The 24,059-nt window shown below is 74.9% G+C and carries 18 protein-coding genes; 6 read left to right on the forward strand and 12 right to left on the reverse strand.

Annotated features, from left to right (window positions below):
• Positions 1–1,571: condensation domain-containing protein (locus tag ACIA5F_RS28930; protein WP_399358034.1), on the reverse strand; the 1,571-nt coding region annotated here is incomplete at its 3' end.
• 229 nt (positions 1,572–1,800) lie between these two features.
• Positions 1,801–3,270, reverse strand: a complete 1,470-nt coding sequence (locus ACIA5F_RS28935) for a helix-turn-helix domain-containing protein (RefSeq protein WP_399358036.1) — start codon at positions 3,268–3,270, stop codon at positions 1,801–1,803.
• A 292-nt stretch (positions 3,271–3,562) separates the two neighbouring features.
• On the opposite strand from ACIA5F_RS28935, the gene ACIA5F_RS28940 reads away from it, so the two are divergent.
• Positions 3,563–3,751 (forward strand): hypothetical protein, encoded by a 189-nt coding sequence (locus ACIA5F_RS28940; protein ID WP_399358038.1) that lies wholly within the window; start codon positions 3,563–3,565, stop codon positions 3,749–3,751.
• Between the two features lie 30 nt (positions 3,752–3,781).
• Here ACIA5F_RS28940 and ACIA5F_RS28945 read toward each other — a convergent pair whose 3' ends face one another.
• Positions 3,782–7,189 (reverse strand): AfsR/SARP family transcriptional regulator, encoded by a 3,408-nt coding sequence (locus tag ACIA5F_RS28945; RefSeq protein WP_399358040.1) that lies wholly within the window; start codon positions 7,187–7,189, stop codon positions 3,782–3,784.
• 247 nt (positions 7,190–7,436) lie between these two features.
• Here ACIA5F_RS28945 and ACIA5F_RS28950 point away from each other — a divergent pair, with 247 nt between their 5' ends.
• Positions 7,437–7,772: a nuclear transport factor 2 family protein gene (locus ACIA5F_RS28950; protein ID WP_399358042.1), complete on the forward strand. Its 336-nt coding sequence runs from the start codon at positions 7,437–7,439 to the stop codon at positions 7,770–7,772.
• A gap of 98 nt (positions 7,773–7,870) precedes the next feature.
• Here the strand turns inward: ACIA5F_RS28950 and ACIA5F_RS28955 are convergent, their stop codons facing one another.
• Positions 7,871–8,785, reverse strand: coding sequence for an ion transporter (locus ACIA5F_RS28955; RefSeq protein WP_399358044.1), 915 nt, complete (start codon positions 8,783–8,785; stop codon positions 7,871–7,873).
• Here ACIA5F_RS28955 and ACIA5F_RS28960 point away from each other — a divergent pair.
• Positions 8,775–8,915 (forward strand): hypothetical protein, encoded by a 141-nt coding sequence (locus ACIA5F_RS28960; protein ID WP_399358046.1) that lies wholly within the window; start codon positions 8,775–8,777, stop codon positions 8,913–8,915. The genes ACIA5F_RS28955 and ACIA5F_RS28960 overlap by 11 nt on opposite strands.
• A gap of 291 nt (positions 8,916–9,206) precedes the next feature.
• On the opposite strand, the gene ACIA5F_RS28965 is transcribed toward ACIA5F_RS28960, so the two are convergent.
• The 4 genes from ACIA5F_RS28965 to ACIA5F_RS28980 all read right to left on the reverse strand — a co-directional run bounded on the left by ACIA5F_RS28965 (position 9,207) and on the right by ACIA5F_RS28980 (position 12,436).
• Complete coding sequence (locus ACIA5F_RS28965; RefSeq protein WP_399358048.1) at positions 9,207–9,839, reverse strand: TetR/AcrR family transcriptional regulator; 633 nt, start codon at positions 9,837–9,839, stop codon at positions 9,207–9,209.
• Positions 9,836–11,044, reverse strand: a complete 1,209-nt coding sequence (locus tag ACIA5F_RS28970; protein WP_399358049.1) for a saccharopine dehydrogenase — start codon at positions 11,042–11,044, stop codon at positions 9,836–9,838. The genes ACIA5F_RS28965 and ACIA5F_RS28970 overlap by 4 nt, the downstream gene beginning before the upstream one ends.
• An 88-nt stretch (positions 11,045–11,132) precedes the next feature.
• Positions 11,133–11,855: a class I SAM-dependent methyltransferase gene (locus ACIA5F_RS28975; RefSeq protein ID WP_399358051.1), complete on the reverse strand. Its 723-nt coding sequence runs from the start codon at positions 11,853–11,855 to the stop codon at positions 11,133–11,135.
• Positions 11,856–11,977: 122 nt separating this feature from the next.
• Positions 11,978–12,436, reverse strand: a complete 459-nt coding sequence (locus ACIA5F_RS28980) for a hypothetical protein (protein ID WP_399358053.1) — start codon at positions 12,434–12,436, stop codon at positions 11,978–11,980.
• Positions 12,437–12,624: 188 nt separating this feature from the next.
• On the opposite strand from ACIA5F_RS28980, the gene ACIA5F_RS28985 reads away from it, so the two are divergent.
• The 3 genes from ACIA5F_RS28985 (at position 12,625) to ACIA5F_RS28995 (ending at position 19,373) form a co-directional block, all read left to right on the forward strand.
• Complete coding sequence (locus ACIA5F_RS28985; RefSeq protein ID WP_399358055.1) at positions 12,625–14,640, forward strand: PQQ-binding-like beta-propeller repeat protein; 2,016 nt, start codon at positions 12,625–12,627, stop codon at positions 14,638–14,640.
• A gap of 38 nt (positions 14,641–14,678) precedes the next feature.
• Positions 14,679–17,102: a PQQ-binding-like beta-propeller repeat protein gene (locus ACIA5F_RS28990; RefSeq protein ID WP_399358057.1), complete on the forward strand. Its 2,424-nt coding sequence runs from the start codon at positions 14,679–14,681 to the stop codon at positions 17,100–17,102.
• A gap of 126 nt (positions 17,103–17,228) precedes the next feature.
• Positions 17,229–19,373 carry a PQQ-binding-like beta-propeller repeat protein gene (locus ACIA5F_RS28995; RefSeq protein WP_399358059.1) on the forward strand — a complete coding sequence of 715 codons (2,145 nt, stop codon included), beginning with the start codon at positions 17,229–17,231 and terminating at the stop codon, positions 19,371–19,373.
• Between the two features lie 92 nt (positions 19,374–19,465).
• On the opposite strand, the gene ACIA5F_RS29000 is transcribed toward ACIA5F_RS28995, so the two are convergent.
• The 4 genes from ACIA5F_RS29000 to ACIA5F_RS29015 form a co-directional block, all read right to left on the reverse strand.
• Complete coding sequence (locus ACIA5F_RS29000; protein WP_399358061.1) at positions 19,466–20,377, reverse strand: MerR family transcriptional regulator; 912 nt, start codon at positions 20,375–20,377, stop codon at positions 19,466–19,468.
• 141 nt (positions 20,378–20,518) lie between these two features.
• Positions 20,519–21,322 carry an enoyl-CoA hydratase/isomerase family protein gene (locus ACIA5F_RS29005; protein ID WP_399358063.1) on the reverse strand — a complete coding sequence of 268 codons (804 nt, stop codon included), beginning with the start codon at positions 21,320–21,322 and terminating at the stop codon, positions 20,519–20,521.
• Positions 21,319–22,566 carry a cytochrome P450 gene (locus ACIA5F_RS29010; protein ID WP_399358065.1) on the reverse strand — a complete coding sequence of 416 codons (1,248 nt, stop codon included), beginning with the start codon at positions 22,564–22,566 and terminating at the stop codon, positions 21,319–21,321. The genes ACIA5F_RS29005 and ACIA5F_RS29010 overlap by 4 nt, the downstream gene beginning before the upstream one ends.
• Before the next feature lie 104 nt (positions 22,567–22,670).
• Positions 22,671–24,059: a cytochrome P450 gene (locus ACIA5F_RS29015; protein ID WP_399358067.1), complete on the reverse strand. Its 1,389-nt coding sequence runs from the start codon at positions 24,057–24,059 to the stop codon at positions 22,671–22,673.

Genomic DNA, 24,059 nt, shown 5'->3' on the forward strand with positions numbered 1-24,059 from the left:
GCGAGGTGGTGGGCGAGTTGGTTGGCGCGGGTGTTCAGTTCTCCGTAGGTGAGGGTTTCGTCGTGGAAGGCGAGGGCGCGGGCATCGGGCCGTAGCCGTGCTTGTTCCTCGAACTGGCTGGTGAGGGTGGGTGCACCGATGTCGGTGCGGGTGCCGGTCCATTCCTCCAGGACCTGACGCCGCTCCACCGCACCCAACAACTCCAGCTCCGCCAGCGGGAGTTCGACGTTCTCCAGGGCGGATTTTGCGAACCGGACGAACCGGTCCTGGTGTCCCGCGACCGCCTCGATGTCGCAGACGTCCGGCGCCGCGTCGAAGTCGATGCGCAGCCCGGCCTCCGGCCCGAGGTCGTACACGGCGACCGCCAGGTCCTCCACCGGCCCGTTGCTCAGGTTGTGCTGCGTGGTCGGGAAACCGCAGAACCGCATCCCCGGGGTGAACGCCATGATGTTGATCAGCGGGGCCGTGATCCGCCGTTCCGTCTCGCCGACGCCCAGGTCGTGGCAGATCTCCTCGTACCGCGTCCGCTGGTGCTTCAACCCCTGCCGGGTCTCCGCGACCACCGTGGCGAGCAGCTCCGCCAGGCTCCCGCCGGACGCCACCGGGACCCGCAGCGGGATGATGTTCGACACCATGCAGGGCGTGGACCGGGCCGGCTCCGTCCGCCTGCTGGTCACCGGCAGGCCCAGCGCCAGTTCGGTGCTTCCGCTCGCCCGGTGCACATAGGCCCCGAACAGGGCGATCATCAGCATCGTCCACGGCGCCCGGTGCGCCCGTGCCACCTCCCGCAGCCGGGCCGCGCGGGCGGGCGGCAGGACCACGGTGCGCCGTACGAAGGGCAGCGCGCCCGGCTCCGTCCCGCCGGTCCGGCCCTCGCCGAGGCGCGGGGGCTGCGGCAGTCCGGCGAGGTGCGTGCTCCAGTACGCGCGGTCCGCCGCCCCGGCCGCCGATTCCCGGTAGGCCGCGTCCTCGGCCAGCACCCCGGCCAGCGAGCCGAACGGGCTCGGCCCCCAGGGCTCCCCGGCCGACGCCCGGTCGTACAGCTCCACGAGCCGCTGGTCGAGCAGGGCGAGGCCCATGCCGTCGATGGCCAGGTGGTGGAAGGCGTGGAAGTAGAACCACCGCTCCTCACCCGTGCCGGTCGTGCCCGCCCTGATGAGCGCGTGCCGGGTCAGCCAGCCGTCCGCCAGGTCGAAGGGCCGGGCCAGCTCCGCCGCCATCCACGCGCGGCCCGCCCCGGCGGGGTCGCTCTCCGCGCTGACGTCCACCAGCTCCAGCGCCCGGTCACCCGGCTCGGGGTGCACCGACTGCCACAGGTCGCCGTCCTCGTCCGGGCCGATGCCCCGGATGCGCAGCGTGTCCGTCTCCCGGGCGAGCTGGTACCAGCACCGGGCCAGCAGCCCGGGGTCCACCGCGCCCAGGATCTCCCGGTACTCGCCGACGTTGTAACGGAGCCCGGAGGGGTCCAGCCCGTGGGCCATCCAGATGCCGCGCTGCGCCGTCGACAGGGGCAGCCGCACAGCGGCCGGCCCGTGTGCGGTGCCGTCCTGATCAGACGCGTTGGGGGACATGCGGAGGCTCCTCGGAAGGGTGTGAGGCCGGCAGGTGTCACGTACGGATGTCAGGTGCGAGGTGTCGGACGTGAGGTGCGGTATGTCGGACGTGAGGTGCGAGGTGCGAGGCGTCGGACGGAGTGTCCGGGGTGGGGAGGCCGGAGGGGGGCGGGTGGTCCGGACGTACGTCATCCAACCTGCGGGCCCTTGAGCCCACCGGCAGTTGCTCCGGCACTCCGCGAGCAGTTCAGGCGACGGCGGCAGCCGCGCGGGCGGCATGCGGCTGACCGGCGGCCGGGTGCGCGCCCGCCCCGGGGAAGGAGTCCGCCCCGGGGAAGGAGTCCGGGCGGGGGGCGGTCCGGCAGGCCGCCCGGACCAGGCCCAGCACCCGGAAGCGGGAGCTGCCGCCCTCGTGCGCGGCCCGGACGACCCCGCTGATCAGCAGCTCACGCAGCATCCGGCCGCACTCGGGCAGGCTGCGCCCGGTCAGCGCGGTGAGGTCGGCGAGCGCGAACTCCTGCCCGGTGCGTTCGCAGAGCGCGGCCAGCAGCGCGCGCGGCCCCTGCGGCAGCCGGCCCAGCCGGTGGTGCAGCGCCCCCCGGAAACGTTCGGCGCCCGCCTGCGCGCCGAGGTGGTCGAGCAGGGCGACCGGGTCGGCGTCCAGGCTCCGGCACAGGGCGGCCAGATCGCACACGACCAGCCAGGACGCCGCCGCGGCCAGTGCGCCCGGGTGCCCGTCCAGGCGGCGGCAGATCCACGCCGCCCGCTCCAGGTCGCCCGCGCCCGGACCGAACTCGGGCCGCACCCGCCGGACATGGTCGAGGAAGACGCGCACCGCCGGGGCCGCCGGGTGCGCGGACCCCTCGGCCGGCACCTCCAGCGGGGAGAGCAGGAAGATCCGCTCGCCCGGGATCTCCCACGGCTGGTCCGAGGTGATCAGCAGCCGCAGCCCCGGGCAGGCCCGCAGCAGCCCGGTCAGCCGGCCGAACAGCGGCGGCCCCGCCGGGGCGCCGTCCAGGACGAGCAACGCGGGCTGCTCGCCGAAGAGTTCGGCCAGCTCGCCGGAGCCGCCCGGACCGTCCTCGCCCCGCTCCGGAGCCACGGCGTACAGCCCGGCCACGGCCGCCGCCAGCCGGTCGGACCACTCGCCCCCGGCGGAGCCGAGGTAGTCGGCCGCCGCACCCGGGAAGGCGTACCACAGCACCGGCATCCCGCTCCCGTGCAGCCGCTCGGCGACCTCCAGCGCCAGCCGGGTCTTGCCCACCCCCGTCAGCCCCACCACGTTGACCAGCCGCTCGGCGCCCGAGGTCAGCTCCCCGGCCAGGACCGCCGCCTCGGCGTCACGGCCCACCACCGCGTGCAGCGCGGTCGGCGGCGCCGGGGGCTCCACCGGCCGGTTTCCGCCGGTCCGGCCCTGGTGCGCGGCGGCCTCCAGCGCGGTCCGGGACCTCGGGCCCAGCCGCAGGGCGTCGGCCATCAGCCGCAGGGTGTCGGGGCGGGGCCGTCTCGCCTTGCCCTGCTCCAGGTCGCGGATGGCCCGCACGCTGATCGTCGAGAGATCGGCCAGTTCACGCTGGGTCAGACCGATCCGCAGCCGGTGGGCCCGGATCAGGGTGCCGAGCGGAGAAGGGGCGGGGGCGTCCGGGGCGGGGTCCGCGTGCCGGTTCCTCAGGGGGGCCGTGGAAGGGGCCGTGTACGGGCTCGGCTGCGGGCTCATGTGAGGATTCATCTGCGCTCCCGGCGAAGTGGTGGGGAACGGCGGGTCTGGCTGAAATCGGCCCGGTTCCTGCTCCTCATCCTCGGCAGCGCGCTATCACCTCGGCATCCCCCGGCGAACGGCCCCGGCCCCCGGTCCTATCGCCCGCTGTCGCGGGCCGGCCGCCGGGGCGCGCCGTGATAGCGCGGCGATAGGAGCGGGGCCGGTGCGGGGATTCCCGTGGTTCCTAAGTTGGTGTCCAGAAGAAGGAAGCGCCCCGGAAGGCCGGAGCGCACCGACGAGAGGACCCGACATGACCGTCGCCCACGCCCTGCGCACCGCCCTCGTCACCGCCGCCCTCGCCGGAGCCGCCGTACTCGGCACCCACGCCGTCGCCCAGGCCGACGCCCCGGTCGCCCCCGGCACCCAGGCCGGCGCCCCCGCCGTCCCGCAGGCCACCCCGTCGCCGACCCCCTCCGCCGACACCAACCCGTGGGACTGACACCGTGGGACTGACACCGCGGGCCGGGTCTCAGACCCCGGCGGCGTACCCCGTCGCCGGAGCGCGGACACCGGCCGCAGGATCGGGTCCCGCACCCACCGCACCCACCGCACCCACCGTCCCCGCCGTGATCGCCGCGGCGCCCGTGACCCCCGTACCCCGCACGGCCCCGGCGGCGCCCGTGATCGCCGCGGCTCCCGCGGAACGCACCGCCCCGGCGGTGTCCGTGCCGCCCGCCGAGCCCAGCAGCCGCTGCGCCTCCGCCAGTTCCCGTTCCATCCGCCGGTCGCGAAAGGCCCGTACCGCGGGCTCCAGCAGCTCCCGGGAGCGGGCGCGCTCCGCGCCGTCGACGCTTCCCGCCAGCAGCCGGGCCAGGTCCAGCCGGACCAGCGCCGCCCCGCCCAGGTCCATGATCTGCTCCCGGACCGCCAGGGCCTGGCGGTAGAACCCCCCGGCCTCCTCACCGCGCCCCAGCTCCGCGTGCGCATGGCCCAGGTCCCGCAGCAGGTGTCCCTCGCCGATCACGTCCCCGCTGTCCCGGCACAGCTCCAGCACCTCGGTGAACGTGACCACCGCCCGCTCGTGCTCGCCCTGCCCCTGGAGCAACTGCCCCGCCCTGCGCAGCGTCCGCGCCTGCCCGCCCGTGTAGCCCACCGAGCGGTAGATGGACAACGCCTCGTCCAGCCGGCTCTGCGCGGTCGCGGTCTGCCCGCGCCGCATCCAGATGTGCGCGCTCTGGGTCAGCACGATGGCCCGGCCCACCACATCACCGACCTGGTCGAAATCCCGCAGCGCCCGGTCGTACAGGGTCATCGCCCGGTCCTCGTCGCCCCGCATCCGCTCCAGCAGCGCGAGATCGCGGTGGCACAGCGCCAGCCCCTGCCGGTCGCCGAGTTCCTGGAACACGCCGAGCGCCGAGGTCAGCGCCGACCGTGCCTCGTCGGGCTGGCTGCGGCCCAGGTAGAGCGCCCCGAGCGAGCTGAGCACCGCCGCCCTGCCGCGCCGGTTGCCCGCCCGCAGGACCGCCTCCAGGGCGAGCTGGTGCGTCCGCTCCCAGTCGTCGAGGTACCCCCGTGCCTCGAACAGCGTGGCCAGGGTCGTCGCCAGGTCCCAGCACACCTCGTCCATCTGCTCCCTGGCCGCGTGCTCCACCGCCTGGACCAGGTTCGCGTGCTCGCTGTCGAGCCACTCCAACGGGTCGACCAGCAGTTCGTCCACACAGCTCGCCGGCGGGTCCCAGCGCGGCGCACCGCCGTGCAGGACGGTGAAGTCCCCGCCGTAGATGCGCCGGTGGGCCTGTTCGGCCAGCGACATCCAGCCGCCCATCATCCGGCCGAGCGCCGCCGACTGCGCCTGCGGCGCGTCGTGCGCGGCGAGCTGCTCCCGCGCGAAGACCCGGATGATCTCGTGGAAGCGGTAGCGGAACCCGCCCGTGGACTCCACGCCCACCACGTCCAGCATCTGGACGTCGACCAGCGGCTCCAGCAGGTCCGAGGGGAAGGGCCGGTCGTCGTCCAGCAGCGCCCCCGCCAGCCAGCCCGGCAGCGTCGGCCCCTGCGCGAGGCTCAGCAGCCGCAGCAGCCGGCGGTCCTCCGCCGCCAGCCCGTCGTGGGTGAGGGAGAGACTGGCCCGCATCGTCATCTCGCCGTGCGTCAGCTCGTCCAGGCGGTGCCGCTCGTTGGCCAGGCGGTGCACCATCGAGGCCAGCGACCAGTGCGGGCGCGCCGCCAGCCGGGCCGCGACGATCCGCAGCGCCAGCGGCAGCCCGCCCACGGTCCGGATCAACGCCTCGGCCGCCACCCGCTCGTGCGCCACCCGGTCCGCGCCGATGACCCGGACCAGCAGCTCCAGGGCCTGCTCGGTGCCCATGACGTCGAGCTCGACACGGTGCGCCCCGGGCAGGCCGGTGAGCCGCACCCGGCTGGTGACGAGCACCGCGCACCTGTTGCTGCCGGGCAGCAGGGGCCGGATCTGGCTCTCGGACGCGGCGTCGTCCAGCACCACCAGCACCCGCCGGGAGGCCAGCAGGGTCCGGTACATCTCCGCCCGCTCGTCCTGCGAGTCCGGGATCACCGGGCCGGGGATGCCGAGCGCCCGCAGGAACCGTCCGAGGACCTCGCCGGAGGTGGCCGGGGTCCCGGTGCCGCGCAGGTCGCAGTACAACTGCCCGTCGGGGAAGCCGGTTTCGCTGAGCCGGTGCGCGATGTGCGTGGCCAGCGTGGACTTGCCCGTACCGGGCTTGCCGACGATCACGGCGAGCCCCACGGCCCGCCGCCCGCCCTCGCCGAGCAGGGTCCGCCCGATCCCGGTGATCCGCTCCTCGTCGCCGACGAAGTCGGAGGTGTCCGCCGGGAGCTGACGCGGGATCTCCTCCCGGTACGCGGGCCCCTCCGCCGGGTGCGCGCCGGGCGGGTTGCGCCCCGGATGCGGGCCGGTGGCGCCCTGGCCGCCCGGCCGCGCCGGAGCGTCGTCGCCCGCCCCCCGGCCGGCCCCGTCCGCGCCGTGGGCTTGCCGCGCTTCCCGCGCGTCCCCGGCCGGGCGGGAGCGCGTACCGGCCCCGTCCGGCCCCGCCTCCCCGGGTCTCTCCTTCCAGGGGCCGTCCCCGCCGGCCCGCCCGGCCGCCGCGTACCCGCCGCCGGGCGGGCCGGCCGGGGCCGGTACCGCGCCCGACAGGATCGCGGACTCCAGCCGGCGCAGCTCCCCGCCCGGCTCCAGACCCAGCTCCTCCACCAGCAGCTCACGGCCGACCCGGTAGCTCTCCAGGGCCTCCGCCTGACGGCCCGAGCGGTACAGCGCGAGCATCAGCTGCCCGCGCAGCCGCTCCCGCAGCGGGTGGACCCGTACCAGCAACTGGATCTCGCCGACCAGCTGGTGGTGGCGGGCCAGCTCCAGTTCCAGCTCGATGCGGGTCTCGGCCGCGATCAGCCGCTCCTCGTCCAGCTGGAGCGCCTTGCTGCGCAGCGTCTCGCTCGACACCCCGCTCAGGCAGTCGCCCTGCCACAGCTCACCCGCCGCGCGCAGCAGCTCCACCGCCTCGGCCGGCCCGCCCTGACGGCTCAGCGTCCGCGCGTCGGCGACCCGGCGGGCGAACAGCGCCGCGTCGACGAGATCGCCCCCGGTCTTCAGCACGTACCCCGGCGGCCGGGTGGTGATGGCGGCGGCGATCCCCGCCTTGGTGAAGACCTTGCGCAGCCGCGACACACAGATCTGCACCTGTGTGCGCGCCGTGTCCGGCGGCTCGTCGTCCCAGATCAGATCGACCAGGTAGTCGGTGCTGACCACCCGGTTCGCCTCCAGCAGCAGGGCCGCGAGGATGACCTCCTGGCGCCCTGGGGGAATCCTGACCGGCCCGCCCTGACCGGTCACCTGCAAGGGTCCGAGGATACGGAAGACCACCGTGTCCGGGGTGTGCGGGACCCCGCCGGGCGAAACAGTCATGGGTCTCCCAGCTGGGGGCACGCCTGAGAACGGGTGGAGAGGGGGGCCAGTCTCCCCGAACACCTCTACGGTTGTCCATGGTGTGGAGATTCCGTGACGGCGATCTCGGGACCGGGAGAACTCCACGGACCCCGGTGGCGGACCCACCACCGCGGTGATAGGGCGGGGATAGCCCCGAGTTGCGGGCGCGGCGCACGGTGTACCTGCCGCCACCTGGACGGGACGCGGCCGTACGGAAGGACTACCGATGAACAGTCGGCACATCGGGCGGGTTCCGCCCAGCCCCGTCGTCACCGACTCCGGGGTCGACCATGTGCGTCTCGCCTACCACTACCTCGACACCGGCGACTTCGAGGGGTACGGCTCCCTCCTCGACGCGGGCTCCCTCGGCGTCAGGGACCTGGAACGCCCCGCGCCCGGCGCCCGCCACCACATCACCCGGATCGTCGCCGACGGCGACTGCGTGGTCGCGATGGGCCGCCTCGCCCCGCAGCAGCGGGAGTTCGTCGACGTGTTCACCCTCTCCGCCGAGGGCATGCTGCGCGCCTGCCGCCGCTACTACGCGGGCGCGCCCCTGCGCTGACGGCGACCCGCTGCGCTGACGGCGGCCTACTGGGCTGACGGCGGCCCCGCGCGCCCGGGGTGGGCGGGTGCGGGCGGGTGCGGGCGGGGCCCGGTGGGTCAACGGGACTCCAGCCGCCTTCCGGGGAGCCGCTCCGGCCGGTCGAGACCGGCTTCGAGATCGTCCAGGGCGCGCCGGGCGGCGGCGATCCGCTGCCGCAGATCGGCCCCCGCCCCCGTCTCCCCGTCCCGCGCCGCGGCGCGGTTGTTCTCCGCCTCGATCTCGCGCGCCTCGTCCAGGGAGTTGAGCACCACCCCGATGAGGACGTTCACCAGGACGAAGGAGGCGAAGAGCGCGTACGAGGCGTAGTAGATGATGCTGAGCCGGGAGATCTGGAGCCCCGCGCGGACGGCGTCGGTGAGCCCGTCCAGGGTGGTCAGCAGGAAGAGGGTCAGCGCCGCCCGGCCGATCGAGCCGTAGTGCTGCGGGTCCGAATCGGCGAAGCAGACCCAGCCGACCATCGCGTACACGTACAGCACCAGCGCCCCGACGAACAGGAAACTGGCCGTGCCCGGAAGGCTGCGGCCCACGGCGATCAGCAGGATGCGCAGGTGCGGCAGGAACCGGGCGGTACGCAGCACCCGGGCGAGGCGCAGCAGCCGCAGCAAGGTGGTGTTCTCGCGGACCAGCGGGACGAAGGCGGAGACCACGATCGCGAGGTCGAAGAGGTTCCAGGGGTCGCGGAAGAATGCTTTCGGCCGGTCGGCGTGGGCCCCGACACGGAGCAGCATCTCCAGCGTGAACAGGACGAGACAGGTGTCCTCCGCCGCGCCCAGCGCCTGCCGGTGCTCCATGGCCAGCCCGCTGTACGTCTCCGCCCCCATCAGCCCCGCGTTCAGCAGGATCACCGAGAAGACGGTCAGCCCGAAGGACCGGCTCTCGGTGATCACCCGGCATCGGGCCGCCAGTTTCATCCGGCCGCGTCCGCCGGGCATCGGGTCCGTCATCTCGCTCCTCGTACTCGTGGTGCTCATCGCGCTCGTGGCACTCGTCCTCGTGCGCTCGTGCCTCGTGCCGCTCGGGTCCGCGCCGTTCGTCGTGCGCGGACCGCTCCTGTACGTCCTGGCCGCGCCCCCGCGGGGCCAGGACGGTCCGCCCGTCTAACGCTCCACAGCGGATCGGGTTTCCGTCCCCGTCCGCCCTCCGGGACGCCGGAAGGCTGCGGAGGCGGGCGAAACGGACGGGACGGACAGGACGGGCGGGGTGAGTGAGACAGATGAGCGGGAGGGGGAGGAGGTGGGTGAGCGCGCGGGCGGTACGAGGCCAGCGCGCGGGCGGTACGAGGGCAGGTGTGACGGCGGGGCCGGGCCGTCGCACCGCGGGTCGGGGCTCCTGTCGGTCCGTCAGGTCAGTTCGTCACGCCGGTTCCTCAGGCCGGTTCCTCAGGCCGGTTCCTCAGGCCGGTTCGGCTCCGCAGAGGAGGCTGAGCGCGGTGCGTGAGATCAGGGCGTCCGTGGTGGGGGAGGGGGTGCCCGCCACCCCCGACCGGATCAGGGAACTGCCCTCGACCAGGGCGATGAACACCTCGGCACGGGCGCGGTGTTCCTCCGCCGTCGCGCCGGGGAGGTGGGCGCGGATCTGGTCGGTGACCAGCTCCGCGTACCGGCGGTAGAAGGCGCGGACCGCGACGGCGACCGCCTCGTCGCGCGCCGCCAGCGCCCACAGCTCGACGAAGACCCGTACCAGCTCCGGGTCGGTCTGCTCGGCGAGCAGCACGCCGACCAGCCGGTTCAGCCGGGCCGGGGGGTCGTCGGCGCCGCCGTCCGTGCCGCCGCCCGCGCGGTCGGGGTCGTCCGGGCCCGGGATCACGTCGGTGAGCCGGTCCAGGGACCGTTGCAGGAGCCGGGCGAGGAGCTCTTCCACCAGCCTCTCCCGGGACGGGAAGTAGTACTGGAGGTGGCCGAGCCGGACGCCCGCCGCCTCGGCCACGGCCCGCAGGGACAGCGCGGCGTGACCGCCGCCGACCAGTGTGCGCTCGGCGGCGTCGAGCAGCGCGGCCCGCCGCGCGGCGCCCTTCGCGGTGGTCATGCCGCGACCCCTGCGGACCCGGCCGCCGGGCGTCGGGCGAGGCCGGGGCCGGGTTCGGAGCCGAGAGCGGTGTCGGGGTCGAGGTCGATCCGGACGCCCGCCGCCTCAAGGCCGGCCAGGATGGTGTGCGGCAGCGGGTGCGACTCGGGGAAGGAGAGTCCGGGCCGCGCGGGCGCGCCGTCGGTGCCGAGGACGCGCCGCAGGCCGGCCAGCGCGCCGACGGCGGTCAGGTGGGCCTGGCCGCGCGGGTCGGTCACGGTGGCGCCGAGCACGCCCCGCGGGCCGCGCACCTCGACGCGCAGCGCCGCGGTGCCGCCCTCACCGGGGGAGTGGAGCAGCCGCCGCCGTACCGGGCGCCAGCAGTCGCCCCGGGCGTGCCGGAAGAACCCGGCCCGGCCCAGGCCGACGAGGGTGGAGGTGGCGGCGGTGCTGCTGAACCCGATGCGGGTGGTGACGGTGCGCGCCCCGAGGGTCAGGGGAAGGGTGAACTGTTCGGGCGTGTCGATGCGGGCCACCTTGGTGCGGTCCTGGCCGATGTCCAGCGTCCGGGTGCCGGTGAGCGGGGTGACCACCGTGCTGCGGCCGTCCTCGACCACCTCGAAGTCGATGCCGAGCCGGTCCATGAACTCCACCGAGTCGGCGCCCGACCGGTCGGCGAGGTCGTAGCGGATGGAGGTCTCGACGCTGTCGGCCCCGCCGAGGCGCCCGGCGAGCGCGGCGGCGACGAGCGGGACCACTCCGCCCATCCAGCCGGAGGAGAGCAGCACGGGTGCCGGGGATGCGGGAGGTGTGGGGGGTGCCGGGGATGCGGGGGATGCGGGAGGTGCCTGCGCGGCGTCCGCCGGGGACGGGCCGAGTGCCGTCAACGCCACCGCGCGCTGCATCCTGGCGGTCCAGCGCGTCACGTCCACATAGGGGACGCCGCCGTCCAGGGCCGCCCGTAGAACCCTGTCGTCCGGGTCGTTGACCAGGCCCACGACGGCCCGTACGGCGGCCCCGAACGGGGCCGGGTCGGCGAGGTCCCAGCGCCGTGCCTCGGCGGACACCTCACGGCACAGCTCCCCGGCCTTCTCCGGCGACCGCCCGACGAGCAGCAACGGCCACTGTCCCGCGGCCTCCCGGGCCAGCTCGGCCCCGACCGTTCCGTATCCCCCGACGAGCAGCACGGGCCCTGCGGGGTCGTGCACCAGCTGATCTCTGTTCATGAGGACAACTATAGGTCATCCGACCTAAAAATGTGCGAGGCGTCTGCCGCCAGGGCTCCCAGGGCTGACGGGGAGGGAGGAGGGGGGCTTACCGGCGGCGGGCCTGCACGATCTCGTCGGGAACGGAGCGTTCCGCGCCGTCCGGGCCGGTGGAGACGCGCTCCACGCTCTCGCGGCGCTCGACCTCCCAGGCCGCCGGGTCCAGGGCGAGCGCCACGAGGACGTCGTCGGCGGTGGGCATCCGCAGGGGCGCACCCCAGCCGCGCGGCGCGAGCCCGCCGTGCCCGACGACCAGCAGCGTCCCGCCCGGCGCGACCGCCGAGGCCGCCCGGCGCAGGATCGCGGCGCGGGGGAAGGCGTCGTCGAGGGAGTGCAGGTACTGCGCGCTCACCAGGTCGAACCCGCCGGCGGGGAACGTGACCGCGAGGTCGTGGCGCTCAAGGGCGACGGGGAACCCACCGACCCGCCGCGCGACCCGCGCCAGCGCGGTGGCCGATATGTCCACCGCGGTGACGGTCCACCCCCGCTCGGCGAGCCACGCGGTGTCGCCGCCCTCGCCGGCGCCGAGATCGAGGGCGGTCCCGGGCCGCAGCGCCCGCGCGGCCCGCGCCAGGGCCGGGTTGACGCGCCCGCTGAACACCTGGGGCCGGGAGCGGTAGAACCCCTCCCAGAACTCCGGCGCCTCCGACCCCGTCCCGGCGGCCCTGCCGGACTCACCAGCCCTGTCGGTCCCGCCGGCCCCAGCGGTCTCGTCCGGGCCGGTCGTGTCGTCCGGGCCGGTCGGCGCTCCGCCCGCGTGTCCGTCCGTCATGGCGTCCTCCTCGTGCCGTCGTCTGCCGGGAGGAGTGTGCACCGGCCCGCGCGGCGCCGACGCATCTCTTTGCCGGAACGGCAAGGCCACCCGGGGGCCGCCCGCGAGGCCGTGGCCCCGCGTCACGAACTCCGCGCGCCGCGCGCGAGCCAGGGGGTGAGGGCGGTGTGCGTGATCAGTTCCCGGTACGTCTCGTCGCCGGGCAGGGGCACGACGAGCCACTGCCCCGGAGGGAAGAACCGGCCCTTGGTGTGGGCGAGCCCGCCGTACACGGACCGCAGGAACGCCGGCACGGAGTCCCGGGGCACGTCATGGAACTCGACGTGGTCCACGGTGATCCCGGCGTCGTCCTCGGGGAAGACCCGCACGCTCACGGCCGGGACGCCGCCCAGCTCGACGAACGCCTCGTGCGGCAGCGAACCGTCGGGGTCGGCGACCGCGAAGACGCCCGCGGAGGTCCGCCGCGACGTCTGGTCCGCGCCGATGTCGTCGGTGACGTCCATCGTCAGCCGGTAGGCGTCCGCGATCTCGCGTATCGCGGTGACGACGGCCTCGGTGGTCGGCAGGCGAGGATGATCCATGCCCGGGATTCTTCCCCGTCCGGCTGATCCCCGACCGCCCGGGCACCCCACCGCCCACCGCCCCCGGAACGCACCGGCCCGCCGATGCCGGGCGGGCGGCGCCCGGGAGGCGCGCCCCCCGACCCGTCCGGCCGCCAACTTCCCTGATTGCGGCACCTGTTGACCAGTACCCGCCTACGCTCAAGCGCATGAGACCAGTGATCGCCCCCATGCCGGGCGGCATGCCCGCGCAGCTCGGAGGTCACCAGATCCTGGGCGTACTCGGGTCCGGAGGCATGGGGACGGTCTACCTCGCCCGCCGCCGGGGACGCCCGGTCGCCCTCAAGACCATCCGGCCCGAACTCTTCCGTGACCCGGACCTGCGCGAGCGGTTCACCCGCGAGGCCGCCGCCGCGGCGGCGGTGCGCAGCCCCTTCGTCGCCAGGGTGCTCGGCTCCTCGACCACCGGGCACGTGCCCTGGCTGGCCGCCGAGTTCGTGCCCGGCGCGACCCTCGCCGACGCCGTGCCGCGGCACGGCCCGCTGCCGGTCCCGGCCGTGTGCGTCCTGGCCGCCGCGCTCGGCCGCGCCCTGACCGCCCTGGACGCGGCCGGCGTCGTGCACCGCGACCTCAAGCCGTCGAACGTCATCCTCGGCGCCGACCGCCCCCGCGTGGTCGACTTCGGTATCGCCCGGGTGACCGGCGACGCCACCTTGACCGCGACCGGGCAGCGCCCCGGAACACCCGGCTACATGTCGCCCGAGCAGGTGGTGAAGGGCCCCCTCGGGCCGCCGAGCGACATCTTCTGCCTCGGCGCGCTGCTCGTGTTCGCGCTGACCGGCCGGCACGCCTTCTTCGACGGCGACCCGGTCCACGCGGACTTCCGTACCGTCCACGAGGACCCCGACCTCGCCGACGTGCCGGCCGCGCTGGCGCCCGTGATCCGCGGCTGCCTGGAGAAACGACCGGCCGACCGGCCCACCGCCGGCGAGGTGACCGCGCGACTCGACCCGCGGGGAACGGCCCTGCGCCCCGCCACCCGCTGGCTCCCGCCCGCGGTGATCGCCGACGCCACCGAGAGAGGACGGGCCGCCGCCGCCCTGGGCGCCGGGCCGAGGTCGCCGTCCCGGCGCCGCCTGCTCACCGGCGCGGGCGCGGCCGTGCTCCTCGCCGCGACCGGTGGCACCGCCCTCCTGCGCCACCGGGCCGACGGCCCCGGACGGACCCCCGCCCCCCGCTGGAGCGGCCCGCCCGGCACGGTGCCGCAGCCGCTGTGGTCGTACGACGGCGCCGCGGCACGTCCGGCCTTCGGACCGGTCGACGCCGGCGGGTGGGTGTGCTTCGCGGACGCCGACGGCGGGATCGACCTCCGCGATCCGGTCTCGGGCGAGCGAGGCGGGCGCGGTCCGGTGGTGCGCGACCTCGTCGGCGGCCGTCGGCCGGTCGCCCTGGACCCGAACGGCACGGTCCTCCTCCTGGACGCCGGTACGGTGCGCCACCGCGCGCCCGGCCGGGCGACCGCGCTGCTCGCCGCCGACGAGGACCAGGTGTACGTCCTCGACGACACCGGCCGCGTGACCGCGCTGGAGCAGGCCCGGGGCGGGGTGCGCTGGCGCGTGCCGGCTCCGGCGCCGGGCCCGGAGCTCTCCGCCGCCGCCGGACACGGGCTGCTGGTCCTGGCCTCCGCCACCGGCGGGGTGGCGGCCCTGTCCGCCTCCGACGGCAGCCCCGTGTGGCGGCGCCCCGCCGGGACCGACGGCCGCCGCCCGGCCCTGTCCGCGCGCGCCGTGGTGGTGGGCGGCGGCGACCGGTCCCTGGTCTGCCTGGGCCGGGCCGACGGCGGACAACTGTGGACCCTGCCCGCGGACGGCGGCGCGGGCTTCGGCGCGCCCGCGCAGGCCGGTGACCGGGTGTACGTGGCGGACGGCCACCAGCTCCGGAGCATCGACGCGAGGACCGGCACCCCCGCCTGGACCGTGCTGGCCGGTGAGGAACTGGCCCAGGAACAGGCCCCGTTGGTGGCCGGTTCCGGCGTCTTCGCGTCGCTGCGCAAGCCCGGACTCGGCATCCTCGTGGTGCACACCGGGCGGGCGGCCGAACAGTACGTGTTCGCACCGGCGTCGGCGGGGGACGCCCCCGCCGACGCCCCCTGGCGGGGCACGGTCGCGGCAGGCGGCGTGATCTGGCAACGCGGCAGCGCGGTCCGCGCCCTGCCGGGCATGTGAGCGGTCCCGGCCGGGGACCACGAGGGGGAGAAGGACGCGTGGGGGACGGACATCTGGGGGAGGGGTTGCTCCCCGAGGACCCGAGGTCGACCGGGCCGTACCGGCTGCTGGCCCGCTGGCCCGGGCCCCGGCCCGGCCCGCCGCGCAACGGCATGTACATCGGCCGCGACCGGGACCACGGGCACGCCGTGGTCTGCCTGCTGCCCCCGGCCGCGTACCCGGCGGCCGAGGAGCTGCGCCGCCGCCCCGTGCCGGGAGTGCCGGCCGTGCTGGACCTGCGGACCGGGACCGACCCCTCGTGGGTGGCCCTCGCCCACACCCCCGCCGTGTCCCTGTCCGACGTGGCACGGCGGCCCGGCCCGCCGTCCGGGCTCCTGTCCCTGGAACAGTCCGTGTGGCTCGCCGGGGCGGTCGCCGACACCCTGTCCGCACTGCACGCCCGGGGCATCGGCTACGGCGCGGTGGCGCCCGACGGGGTCTGGCTCACCACGGGCCGCCCGCTGCTGATGGCCCTGCACGCCTGCCGCCCGCTCGCCGCGCCCGGACCCGGACCCGAATCCACGCACGCGCCCGGACACGAACCGGAACCAGAACCGGAACCGGAACCGGGAACGACACCGGAACCGCAGAGCCGCGTGGCGACCGTGCCCGTCGCCTTCATGGCTCCGGAAGTGGCCGCCGGACGGCCCTCCTCCGCAGCCGCCGACGTGTACGCGCTGGCGGTGCTGCTGGTACACACGGCCACCGGCCGGCTGCCCTTCGGGGACGGCCCGCCGCCGGTCCTGGCCTACCGCGCCGTCCACGACCGGCCCGAACTGCCCGCGCTGCCCGGCGAGCTGGGAGAGGCCGTCGCCGCGGCGCTGGCTCCCGCCCCGGCCGACCGCCCCACCGCCGCGGAGCTGCGCGGGGCGATGGCACCGGGGGAACCTGGGGAACAGGGGCCGCGGCGGCCACCGGGCCCGCTGCCCGGCCGGGTCGTGGCCGCCCTGGCCGTACGCGCGCAGGAGATCACCGACCGGGAGGCGGACGACCGGGATACGGGCGACCGGGCGGCGGGCGACCGGGCGGCGGGCGGGCGGCCCGCCTCCCCGACCGCGGTCGTGACCCTCCCGTCCGGCGACGGACCCACCGACGACCCGGACCCCGACCCGGACCCCGACCCGGACCCCGACCCGGAACCGGACCCGGACCCCGACCCGGAACCGGACCGGGCGGGGGCCGCCCCCGCCACGGCACCCGCGCGCCCCACCCGTCGCCGGGTCCTCTCCCACCTGCTGACCACCGGCGCCGGAGCCGCCCTGGGCGTGACGGCGGCCCTCGCCTGGTCCGCCCGCACCCGCGGTACCACCCGGCCGGGAACCCCGGCCGGCGGCGGACCCGCCACCGGCAGCCCCCGGGTGCCCGGCACACCACCGGCCGCCCTGTGGCGCCTCGACGACCCGGCGGCCCGTATCCAACTCCTCCCGGGGGCCGGCGCCGACCGGTTCCTGATGCTGCGCGGCAACGACCTGTACGGGCACGACCTGCGCACGGGCAAGGAGGTGTGGCAGCTGCCCGGCGCGGGCAGCGGCGCCCCTTCCGCCCAGGTGTCCGGGGACCGCGTCCTGGTGAGCACACGCCAGGGGCTGTCGCTCTGCTCGCTGCGCGACGGCCGCACCCAGTGGCTGCAGCGGTACGAGACCCTCTCGGAGGTGCTCGCCGTCGAAGGCGCCACCGCGTGGCTGCGCGTGGGGGACGGCACGTCGTCCGGCCGGAACCTGATCGCGGCGTTCGACCTGGACCACCGCAAGGAGTTGTGGCGCACCCCCCTCCCGGACGGATTCGGCTACTCCCTGTCCGTCACCGTCGGACCCGGGACCGTCGTCGTGGAAGTACGGGTCGACCAGCAGAAGCATTACGAGTTCCGGGCCGTCCGTACCCTGGCGGTCGCGGGGTTCGAACGGAGCGGCGGGCGCATGCTCTGGAACCGCTCCTACCCCGACGTGCACAGCGGCCCCGCCTCCGCGGTGGACCCGGCGGGCGGCCGGGTGTTCCTCCTCTCCCGGGGCCGCGCGTACGCCTACGACCTGAGGACCGGCGACCGGCTGTGGGAGTCGCAGGCCGTGGTCGCCGGCACCAACGCCCCGCCCCTCCTCGTCGGCGGCACGCTGTACCTGGCCGACGAGGGCAGGGGGCCCCTCGTCGCCGTCGCACCGGACACCGGCCGGACGCTGTGGGAGCGGGAACTCGACGAGACCCTGGAGTGGTTCATGCTCGGGCGCATGACCGCGAGCGCCTCCGGGCGCACCCTGTACCTCCCGACTCTCCACCAGATCACCGCGACCGCCCTGCCGTCGGGCGAACGCCTGTGGCAGGCCGGGCTCGCCGGGGCGGAGGCCCGTGAGCCGCTCCAGCTCGCCGAGGCCTCCGGCACCCTGCTCATCGCCCGGCCGTCGGCCGTCTTCGCCGTCCCGGCGGACTGACCCGCGCCCGCGCCCCGCCCACGGGCCGCCCTGCCACACCTCCCGGTCCCACACCTCCCGGTCCCACACCTCCCGGTCCCGCAGCCACCGTCCCGCAGTCACCGTCCCGAAGGAATCCCACCGGTCATGCCCACGCTCCTGCCCCTCCTGCCCGACGACCCCGAACAGCTCGGGGGGTACGTGCTCCTCGCCCGGCTGGGAGGCGGCGGCATGGGAACCGTCTTCCTCGCCCGCACCACCGGCGGTCGCCTGGCCGCGGTCAAGACCGTACGGGCCGACCTGCGCGACCGGCCCGGCTACCGGGAGCGCCTGACGCTGGAGATCGAGGCCGCGCGCGCCCTGGGGGCGGAGCACACCGCCGCGTTCCTCGGCGCGGACCCGGCCACGGCACGGCCGTGGCTGGCCACGGCATACCTCATCGGCCCCTCGCTGGCCGAGGCGGTGGCGGCCGGGGGCCCGCTGCCCGAACAGGCCGTCCGGCGGATCGGCTCCGCCCTCGCCGCCACCCTCACCGCCCTGCACCGCGCCGGACTGGTCCACCGCGACCTCAAGCCCTCCAACGTCCTGATCACCGCGCAGGGCCCCCGGCTCATCGACTTCGGGCTCGCCCAGGCACCGGGCAGCCCCCGCCTCACCGAGGCCGGGGGCGTGGCCGGCACACCGGCCTACATGTCACCCGAGCAGGCGCGCGGGGAACCGCCCGGCCCGGGGAGCGACGTGTTCGCCCTCGCCGCCGTCCTCGTGTTCGCCTCGTCCGGGCACGGCCCCCACGACGCCCGCGGCCGGCAGACCACCCCGCAACTGCTGCGGGAGGGCGCCGCCCCCGACCTGACCGGCGTACCGGACGGGCTGCGCGGGACGCTCACCGCCTGCCTGTCACCGGCGCCGGGCGACCGCCCGTCGCCCGACCGGCTGCGCGAGCGGTGGGGGCCCTTCGACACCGGGGAGTTCGCCGACCTGCTGCCGCACACGCTCCTCGCCGACCTGTCCCGCCGGATCGAGGACATCGCCACGGCCTCCACCGCCCCGCTGCGCGCCCCCGCGCCGCGCCGCGGCCTCTCCCGCCGCACCGTGATCGCGGGCACGGCGGCTGCCGCGCTCACCGCCACGGGCGGCGCCTCGGCGCTCTGGCTCACCGGCAACCTCCCCGGCTCCGGCGGCCGGACGGCCGCACCCGGCCCCGGCGGCCGGACCACCCGTCCGCCCGGTACCCCACCGGCCCCGCTGTGGTCGGTTCCCGCCCCGTTCACCGCGACCCCCGTCGCGGCGGCCGACGAGGTCCTGATCCACCTGAGCGACATCATGCGCGGGATCTCGACCGCCGACGGCCGGGTCCTGTGGGAGGTCCAGACCGTCAAGGCCGACACGGCCGTGGCCGGCGGCCGCCTCGTGGGCATGGTCTTCGGCGCCGACGGCGACGCGAGCGCGGGCCCCATGGACCCGCGCACCGGCCGCCTCACCGCCGACGCGGCGGGCCCGGCCGTCCTGGGCGAACTCGGCTACACCAGCGCCCTCCTGGCCGCGGACGCCGAATGCCTCTACCTCAAGGCGTTCTACCGGTCCGACGACCAGAAGGACCGGCCCTGGCTGCTCTCCTACGACCTGAACGCCCGGAAACTGCGCTGGCGCCGGCGCGCCGAGGGCGCGACCCCGACCTCGAACGGCTCCCTCATGATGTCCGCGATCGTCTCCGGTGGCCGCCTGATCTGCTCCGACCCCGCGCGGGTCTTCGCCGTCGACCTGCGTGACGGCCGCCCCCTGTGGGCCTGCCGGGTCCGCACCGACCAGCAGGCGGCCTCACCGACGGAGTCGGGAGGCATCAACCCCCCGGCCGTCTCGGACCGGCACGCCTTCGACTTCGAGGAGAGGATCACGGCGGTGGACCTGGTGACGGGAGCGGTGGCCTGGACGCTGGAGCCGGAGGCCGCCAAGCCGCTGAGCGCGCCCGTCTGCGTGAACGGCACGGTGTACGTCGCGGACGGCCTGCTGCATGCCGTCGAGGAGTCGACCGGGAAGAAGGTGTGGACCCACGACCCGGGTGCGTACGTCTCCATGCTGGCGCCTCCCGCCCCGTTCCGCGGCGAGCTCTACGCGGCGGTCGGCGGCGGAGGCCAGGCGGTCGTCGCGGTGGACGTCGAAAGGCGCCGGACCGCGTGGACGCTGTCCGCGGGCGCCGTGAACATGCCCGACGGCTCGAACATGATCGTCCAGCGTGGCGACCGCCTCTACCCCCAGACCCCCGACCGCCTCGCGGCCGTCCCCCTGGACTGACACCCCCGAAACCACCCCGGGCGCCCACCGCCCACGCCCCGGCGGCCCGTGGCGGTCCGGACGGCCCGCAGACGACAGCACCGGGCCGTGTTCTAGGCAGCGGGCGAGTCTTGGGCGGAGAGTTCTTCGGCCAGTTCCATACAGCGCAGGCGGGCCGGGGAGAAGTCGTAGGGCATCTTGCCGATGGCTTCGAACGCGCTCATGGAGCCGGCCTCCCGCCTGCCAGCACTCAGGCCGGCCTCGTCCTCGCCGCCATCGGCGGTAGCGGGGTGCAGGGTGTCCCAGGCGTCGAAGAGGGCGTCGTCGTCCTCGTCCAGGCCGGACTCCTCGATGACGGCCTGTAGGGCGCTTTCGAAGGCGTGCCGTTCGACGGCCACGTGAGCCACCCGTGGATCATCGACGGCGACGCTGTCGTCGAGTGCCTCCTCGGCGTCATCGATGCGGTCGGAGTCCTCCCGCAGAGTGGGATGCGTGGCCAGGGCGATGAAGCGGGTGGCCTGGACGGCCGCGCCGAGCGGGCCGAGAATCCGCTCGGTGACCAGCAGACTGTCCAGGTCCGCCTGACGCAGGGAGCCTTCGGGCAGGCTCTTGAGGCGTTCGGTGACGAAGTCGGAGAGCAGGCCCATCCGGCTGCCTTCGGTGCGCATCCGCCGCACGGCGGCCCGTTGCCGCCGCACTTCCGCCTCCTGCTCGGCGAGGGTTTCCTCCAACCGCCCCAGGATGCCCGCGATACCTTCTCCGCTGTCCGCACCGGCGGAAGCCGTGCCGGTGGTAAAGGCGTCACGGATGTCGTCCAGGGCGATCCCGGCGTCGGCCGTCTTGCGAATCCACAGCAGGCGGATCATGTCCTCGTACCCGTAGCGGCGGCGGCCGTCGCCGCCCCGCTCGGGCTCGGGGAGCAGACCGATCTCGTGGTAATGGCGAATCGCCCGCGGCGTGCTGCCGACGAAGGCCGCCGCGTCACCGATCTTGACCTGGCGGGGTGGCATGAAAGACGCGTGCATGAACAGGGACCTTTCCTCAAGGGACCGGGACGTAGGTCCACCGCACCACATGCCGCTACGGAAGGTGCAACCCCATGCGCACCGCCCCGCGCCCATGCCAGGAAACGCGCCCTTCCTCCCTGGAACAGGGCCTGGGAGGGATCATCCCCTTGGGTGCCGGTGGAGAGTGGCGGCCAGGAGGTGGGAGTCGAGCAGGGAGACGTCTGCCGTCCTGTCCGCCCGTGCGTAGCCGGCCAGCATCCGTTTGGTCAGGACGAGTGCTTCGGGCGAGCGTCGCACGAGGGGCCTGGTCCAGGAATCGATCACCTTGTCCAGCTCGTCGAGCGGGGCGGTCCGGTGGAGCAGACCGATGCGGTGGGCCGTGTCGGCGTCGAAGACGTCGCAGGTGAGCATGAGCTCGCGAATCCGGGAGGCGCCGACCTCGGAGACCAGGCGTCCCATCGCCCCGCCCCACGCCGGCGGTAGCCCTATGCCGACCTCCGGCATGCGAAAGCGGCTGGTGTCGGCACCGGCGCGCAGATCGCAGAAGGAGGCGAGGGCGAGACCCGCGCCGATGACCCGCCCGTGCAGCCGGGCGATGGTGACCGCGTGGGTGTTCTCCAGGGCCTGGCACAGGCGGTGCGCCTTGTCGGCGATGCGCCGCAGGCCCACCCCGGACGGGTCGGCGGCCAACGCCTCCTGGTACTCGTCGCGGTCGGCCCCCAGGCAGAAGTCCCGGCCCAGTGACGACAGCGTCAGGATCCGGACGTCGGGTCTCTCGTGGAGGTCGTCGAGCAGGGTGGTGAGGTCGTCGAGGACCGCGGTGTCCACCAGGTCCTCCTGCCCCCAGGGGTTGAGACGGACATGCAGTACGGGTCCGTCCTGCTCGGTACGTATCGCCTTGGGAGCGGTCCGGGCGCGTGCGGGGGCGGTGGCAGGGGCGGGTGCGGGGGTGGATTCGGTCATGCGAGTGCTACGTCCAGGTTCAGCAGGCGCCGGAACGCCACGCGGGGCGCCATCGACGGGGGGCGTACGAGGGTGAGGCGGGGAAGGCGCCGGATCAGTTGGCGGAGAAGGGTCTGGGCTTCGAGGCGGGCCAGCGGCGCGCCGAGGCAGTAGTGGATGCCGCCGCTGAACGCGAGGTGGTCGGGCGTGCGTTCGGGGTCGAACCGGTCCGGGTCGCTGTGTCTGGCCGGGTCCCGGTGGGCCGCTCCGATCATGAGGTGGACCATCTCGTCGCGGCGGATCTCGATGCCTCCCAGCACGGAGTCCTGTGATGCGACCCTGCTGATCACGTGCGTAGGCGGGTCGTGGCGGAGCGTCTCCTCCACGAATCCGGCTACGAGGCCCGGGTCGTCGGCGACCATGTCCCAGCGTCCGGGGCTTTCGACGAGCCGGAGCGTCATCGTGGAGAGGAGGGTCGCGGTGGTCTCCAGGGCGGCCAGCAGGACGAACAGCACCAGGAAGTAGACCGCCTCGTCGGCCTTGTCCTGGTCGGGCTCGATCGCGTCCCACGTCCGGGTCCACCGGGTGACGGGGTCATCGCCGGGGTGGGCGCGCCGCTCGCGCACCAGGTCCATGAAATAGGTGCGGAGTTCGGCCGTGGCCGCGTCGGACAACGCCAGTTGGCTGGCCGTCGGCAGCAGCTCCTGAGTAAAGACCTGATGGTGTGTCAACTGCCGGAGCCTGGGCCAGTCGGCCTGCGGCAGCCCGAGCCAGTCCCCTATGGTGGCCACCGGCAGCTCCTCGCAGACCAGCGCCGAGAAGTCCGCCTCGCCGGTGCGTATTCGCTCCGTGAAGGCGTCGAGGAGCCGATCCGCGGTCCGGTTCACCTTGCGGCCGATGCGCTCCACGGTGGCCCGGTCGAAGGTGCCCGCCGCCCGTCGCGCCTTGGTGTGGTCCGGGGAGTTGAGCGCGGCGAGCGTGTTGCTCATCTCGCGCGAGGAGGGCGCGCTCCAGCGCGTCCCGGCCTCCTGGCGCTCCCGCCATCCCCTGTCCGGCTCCAGCCATTGACGACTGCGCAGAACCTGGTCGCAGGCGGCGAAGCCCGTCACGGCGAAGCCGCCCCAGGGGGCGGGCACCACCTCGCCCCGCGAGAGGAGTTCGGCGTAGATCGGGAAGGGGTCGGCCTGCCCTCCGGCCGTCCGCAGACGGGAGAAGAGGGAGGCGGACGCCCGGCGGTCGTACGACGGAGTTGTGGCAACCCCCATGATGGCGGCTCCTTCCTGAGAACCAGCCGCCATGCATACCCACATGATCGTTAAAGAATCCCCTGTCACCGGGTACTCAAGGGGTTACGGGAATCACACCTGCCTCACTCGCCCCTGGTCCACGCCAGGAAGCGACTGAACAGGCCACCCTTGGGCTGCGGCGCGACACCGGCGTTCGTACGCGAGGGCCCGGCGTGGGAGGGCGAGGCGGCGGCCGACTGCTGCGGGGGCAGCCGGCCCGCGCTCGATCCGTCCGATCCGTCCGATCCGGCTGCCCGGGGGACGGCCTTCGGGGTGAAGCGGATCGGGAGGGTGACCAGCGAGCGGCTCCACGGGCTCGGCACCCAGGTGAGCGTCTTGAACGGGACGCGCAGCTCGACGTCGAGAAGCTGGTTGAGCAGTGCCTCGACGGCAGTCACGGCGATCATGAAAGCCGGGTCCTTGGCGGGGCAGGCGTGCGGGCCCGCGCCGAACGCCAGGTGCGCCTTGGTGCTGAGCTGTTCGCGGTGCTTGGTCAGCTTCGGGTCGGTGTTGGCCGCGGCGAACGAGATGAGGACCGGGTCGTTGGCCCGCACCACCCTGCCGCCGAGCTCGACGTCGTGAGTCGGGTAGTGGGCCGCGTAGTTGGCGATCGGCGCGTAGTTCCAGAGCGTCTGGGAGACCGCGTCCTCGACCGGGAGGCCGACCTGCCAGTCCTCCCCGAGGTACAGGGCGCTACTGGTGCCGATGGCCGCGGCCAGCGGCGCGGTGCCACCGGAGAGCAGGGTGACCAGCTGGTGCAGCACCTCCTCGTCGCTCAGCTGGGCCGGGTGCTCCATCAGGCGCGTCGTCAGATCGTCCGTCGGGCGCCGCCGCTTGAGGGCGATCAGCTCGGTGAGCGCCCCGCCGAGCACCTCGTCGGCCCCGGGCGTTCCCTCGAAGATGCCACTGATCCCGGCGATCACGCGGTCGCCGATCTCGGGCGGGCAGCCGAACAGGTCGCTGAAGACCAGCAGGGGCAGCGGCTGGGCGTACTCGGCCATCAGCTCCGCCTGGCCGCGGATGTCGGTGCTGAACTGGCTGATCAAGTAGTGGGCGGACTGCTGCGTCTGCTTGATGAGCCGGTGCTCGTCGACCGTGGCGAGACTGTCGGTGACGGCCCCCCGCAGCCGGGCATGTGCCGCACCGTCACTGAAAAGCGCGTTGGGGCGGTAACCCATCATGGGCAGTGCCGGGCTGTCGGCCGGGACGCGCCCTTCATTGAGGGCGTTCCAGCGGCGGGAGTCGCGCACGAAGGAGGCGGGGTTCTGCAGGACGTACAGAGCGGCGTCGTAGCTCGTGACGAGCTCGGCCTGGACGTCGGGGGCGATGTCCACGGGCGCACTGAGACCGAACGCACGCAGCTGTGCGTAGTGGCTGTCGGGGTCGGCACCGAACGAGGGGCCGTACATCTGGACGTTCCCGTGCGCGGGGCAGCCGGGGGGTATCTCCTGCGGTTCACGTGGCTGTTGCAT

It is taken from the genome of Streptomyces sp. NPDC051567 (genome assembly GCF_044454165.1).
Taxonomy (GTDB): Bacteria; Actinomycetota; Actinomycetes; order Streptomycetales; family Streptomycetaceae; genus Streptomyces.